Below are 3,173 nucleotides of genomic sequence, written 5' to 3' on the forward strand. Positions count from 1 at the left end.
GGGGACGCCATGCTTTCGAGGATCTGTTCCCATTCGGCGTGCGGGTACCCGAAGACGCGGCACTTCCAGGTCCGGTCGCCGCTCGCCTCGTGGCAGGTGAGGTCGGCGCGGATCTCCAGCGGCCCGCGGTGTCCCGTGGGCGCCCGGAGCGTCAGCCGCTTCTCGGCGGTGGGGCCGGTGTGCGGCCACACCAGGGTGCCGTCGTCGCCCGCGCCGACGACGTGGGCGGGTTCGTGGTTGAGGTGGACGGTGACGCGGGCCTCTTTCAGGAGGGCACCGGCGGTCTGCTTGATGAGGGCGACCACTTCGAGGCCGTGATCGTCGCCGGGGCGGGCTTCGGTCTCCTGCATGATGAACTGCGGGCAGTCCGCCTTGTCCCGCTCCTCCAGGACGTGCGCCATCTGCTGCCGCAGCTGTGCCGTCTGGGCGTCGGTCGAGTGCTTCGCGACCCGCACCTGCCACCAGGCGACGGCGACGGCCCCGCTGGACACGGCGGAACTCGCCACCGCGATGTAATCCGTAGCCTCCACCCGGCACCTCTCGCCCGTGGGTCCCCCTGCCTCGTCCTCCGCCATTGTGGCGTCGGAGGGGCGGGCGGACCTGAGTAACCGGGCAATGCGCGGGCACGGAAGGCGTGCGCGAACACGGGATGCAGAGGCCGTGGCGGGAATCGAACCCGCGTTACTGGATTTGCAGTCCAGCCCCTCAGCCACTCGGGCACACGGCCAAGTCGTCGACCTGACTCCTCGAACGTAGCCGGGGCGGCCGCGAGGCCTCAAGGGAACGGCTGGGCCCGCAATGTGACTGCCATGCCGCGTTCATATAGGTCGGGACCTGGCCTATTCGCCTCCTAGCGTGGTGCTTGTTCCTACGGAGCGGTACCCACGGAAGGCGGCCACCACCATGCCCGGAACCGACACCACGACCTTCGACCAGCCGGCGATCACCGGCGAGCGCGCTGACCTGCTGGAGGCGCTGGACCACCACCGGACCATGCTCCGCCGCACGGCACGCGACCTCACGGACGAGCAGGCCGGCCTGCGCAGCACCGCCAGCGAGCTGTGCGTCGGCGGCATCATCAAGCACGTCACCTCGGTCGAGCGGGTCTGGGTCGCCTTCATCCAGGAGGGTCTTCCGGCCCTGGGCGACGTGACCGACATGACCGAGGACGACTGGGCCCGGCGCAACGACGAGTTCCGGATGCTGCCCGGCGAGACGCTTGCCGGAGTGCTGGACGCGTACGCCGAAGTCGCCCGTACCACGGATGAGTTGGTGCGCGGTCTGGCCGACCTCGACGTCTCCCACCCGCTCCCCGAAGCCCCCTGGTTCGAGGCCGGAGCGCGGTGGACGGCCCGCCGGACACTGCTGCACATCATCGGCGAGACCGCGCAGCACGCGGGGCACGCGGACATCATCCGTGAGTCCCTCGACGGCGCCCTCAGCATGGCTTGAGCTATGTCGGCCGCGGCGCGTCCAGCTCCGCCCAGACCGTCTTGCACGGGCCGCACGAGGGCGGCCACAGGTCCGTGCCCCAGCGGTCGGCCAGCGCCTCGACCAGGAGCAGGCCCCGGCCCGACTCCTCGCCGAGGGACGGGTGTCGGGGGTGCGGCGGCGGACTCCGGTCCACCCGTGCGTCCGTCACCTCGATACGGAGCGTGTCCGTGCCGGTGAGCTTCAGGGCGAGCCGGAAGCTCCGGCCGGGTACGTGGCCGTGCAGCACGGCGTTGTTCGCCAGCTCGGCGACGATGTGCTCCGCGGTCTCGTACGGGCGGTCCCATCTGCGCAGTTGCTCCCGCGCCAGGAGCCGGGCAAGGCGGGCGCCGCGTCGCGTGGCGGAGAACAGGGCCGCGAACTGGAGCGTGGGGGAAGGGGCTTCGGCCCCGGCGGTTTCTTGGTTCACGTCACTCAGCGTGGCCGTACGGGTGCGCCGTGAACAGTGCTTCCGGCTGTGCGTACCGCGTTTGTCCCGTCCTTGTCCCGCGTTGTCTCGGCTGTCTTGGGTGACGTACGGGTACGGGTGCGCGTTGGACTTGGTCGGACGTCGGAGGTGGGCGCGGTGGAAGAACGCAACGACGGTGTGGATGAACCCGGTTGGGACGTCGACCCCGAGGACGAGATCAGCGCGGCGGTCGAGATGGTCGGCCAGCATCTGAAGCTGCGGAGGGAGGCGGCGGGGCTCCGCGTCGCGGACTTCGCCGACGCGGTCGGCTACGGGGAGGACATGGTCCGCAAGATCGAGCGCGGGGCGCGGATTCCTCGGCCCGAGTATCTGGACATGGCCGATGAGGTGCTGGGGGCAAACGGGCTCGTCTCCGCCATGAAGGAGAAGATGCGGGAGGCCAGGTACCCGAAGAAGGTGCGGCAACTGGCGAAGCTGGAGGAGCGGGCGGTCGAGGTGTGCCTCTACAGCAACCACAACATCCATGGTTTGTTGCAGACCGTTGAGTTCTCGCGGGCGCTGCTGGGCACGCGGCGGCCCGCGTATGCGGATGAGGAGCTGGAGAGGCTGGTGGCGGCACGAATGGCACGCCAGTCGATCTTTGGCCGGTCACCCGCGCCCGAGCTCAGCTTTGTTCAGGAGGAGGTGACGCTGCGGCGCCCGATCGGGGGGAGAATGGTCCTGCGTCGGCAGCTCGAACGCCTCTTGGAGGTGGGGGAGTTGCGGAACGTCGAGATCCAGGTGATGCCGACCTCCTGCGGTGACCACCCCGGGACGGGTGGGCGGATCCAAGTGCTCAAGTTCGGGGACGGTACGGCGATGGGGCGTACAGACGACGAGTTCGCTGGTCGTCCGATCTCAGATCCGAAGCAGATCCGTATTCTCGAACTGCGGTATGGAATCATCCGGGCTCAGGCCCTCACGCCAAGAGAGTCGCGGGCCTTCATCGAGCAAGTGCTGGGAGAGACATGATCCGCAAGGCCTTCGCTGAGGACACGTCCGGGCTGGAGTGGTTCAAGAGCAGCTACAGCGACAGCAGTAACGGCGAGGACTGCGTCGAAGTCGCCCTGGACTGGCGTAAGAGCAGCTACAGCAGCAGTAGTAACGGCGAGGACTGCGTAGAGGTCGCCCAGGGCTGGCACAAAAGCAGCTACAGCAGCAGCGGCGACGGCAGCGACTGCGTCGAAGTCGCCGCCCCCACCCCCCGCACCATCCACATCCGCGACTCCAAGAC

Annotated in this window: 5 protein-coding genes and 1 tRNA gene; 3 read left to right on the forward strand and 3 right to left on the reverse strand. The window is 68.8% G+C overall.

The features are described from left to right. On the reverse strand, positions 1–530 hold a 530-nt coding region (locus GKQ77_RS30675; RefSeq protein ID WP_219692385.1), incomplete at its 3' end, for a hypothetical protein. Positions 531–655: 125 nt separating this feature from the next. After that, positions 656–727 (reverse strand) — tRNA-Cys (locus GKQ77_RS30680). Between the two features lie 176 nt (positions 728–903). Between GKQ77_RS30680 and GKQ77_RS30685 the strand changes: the two genes are divergently transcribed. After that, a complete protein-coding gene (locus GKQ77_RS30685; protein ID WP_219692386.1) occupies positions 904–1,452 on the forward strand; it encodes a DinB family protein in 549 nt (182 codons plus the stop codon). Position 1,453: 1 nt separating this feature from the next. Here GKQ77_RS30685 and GKQ77_RS30690 read toward each other — a convergent pair whose 3' ends face one another. Next, on the reverse strand, positions 1,454–1,900 hold the full coding sequence (locus GKQ77_RS30690; protein WP_308117834.1) for an ATP-binding protein: 447 nt from the start codon (positions 1,898–1,900) through the stop codon (positions 1,454–1,456). A 156-nt stretch (positions 1,901–2,056) separates the two neighbouring features. Here GKQ77_RS30690 and GKQ77_RS30695 point away from each other — a divergent pair, with 156 nt between their 5' ends. Together GKQ77_RS30695 and GKQ77_RS30700 are read left to right on the forward strand one after the other, a co-directional pair. Further along, complete coding sequence (locus tag GKQ77_RS30695) at positions 2,057–2,911, forward strand: helix-turn-helix domain-containing protein (protein ID WP_308117835.1); 855 nt, start codon at positions 2,057–2,059, stop codon at positions 2,909–2,911. Beyond that, positions 2,908–3,173 (forward strand): DUF397 domain-containing protein (locus tag GKQ77_RS30700; protein WP_219692389.1); only part of this gene is annotated, 266 nt, incomplete at its 3' end. The genes GKQ77_RS30695 and GKQ77_RS30700, both read left to right, overlap by 4 nt.

Origin of the sequence: Streptomyces anatolicus (assembly GCF_019400875.1) — a bacterium.
GTDB classification, from domain to species: Bacteria; Actinomycetota; Actinomycetes; order Streptomycetales; family Streptomycetaceae; genus Streptomyces; species Streptomyces anatolicus.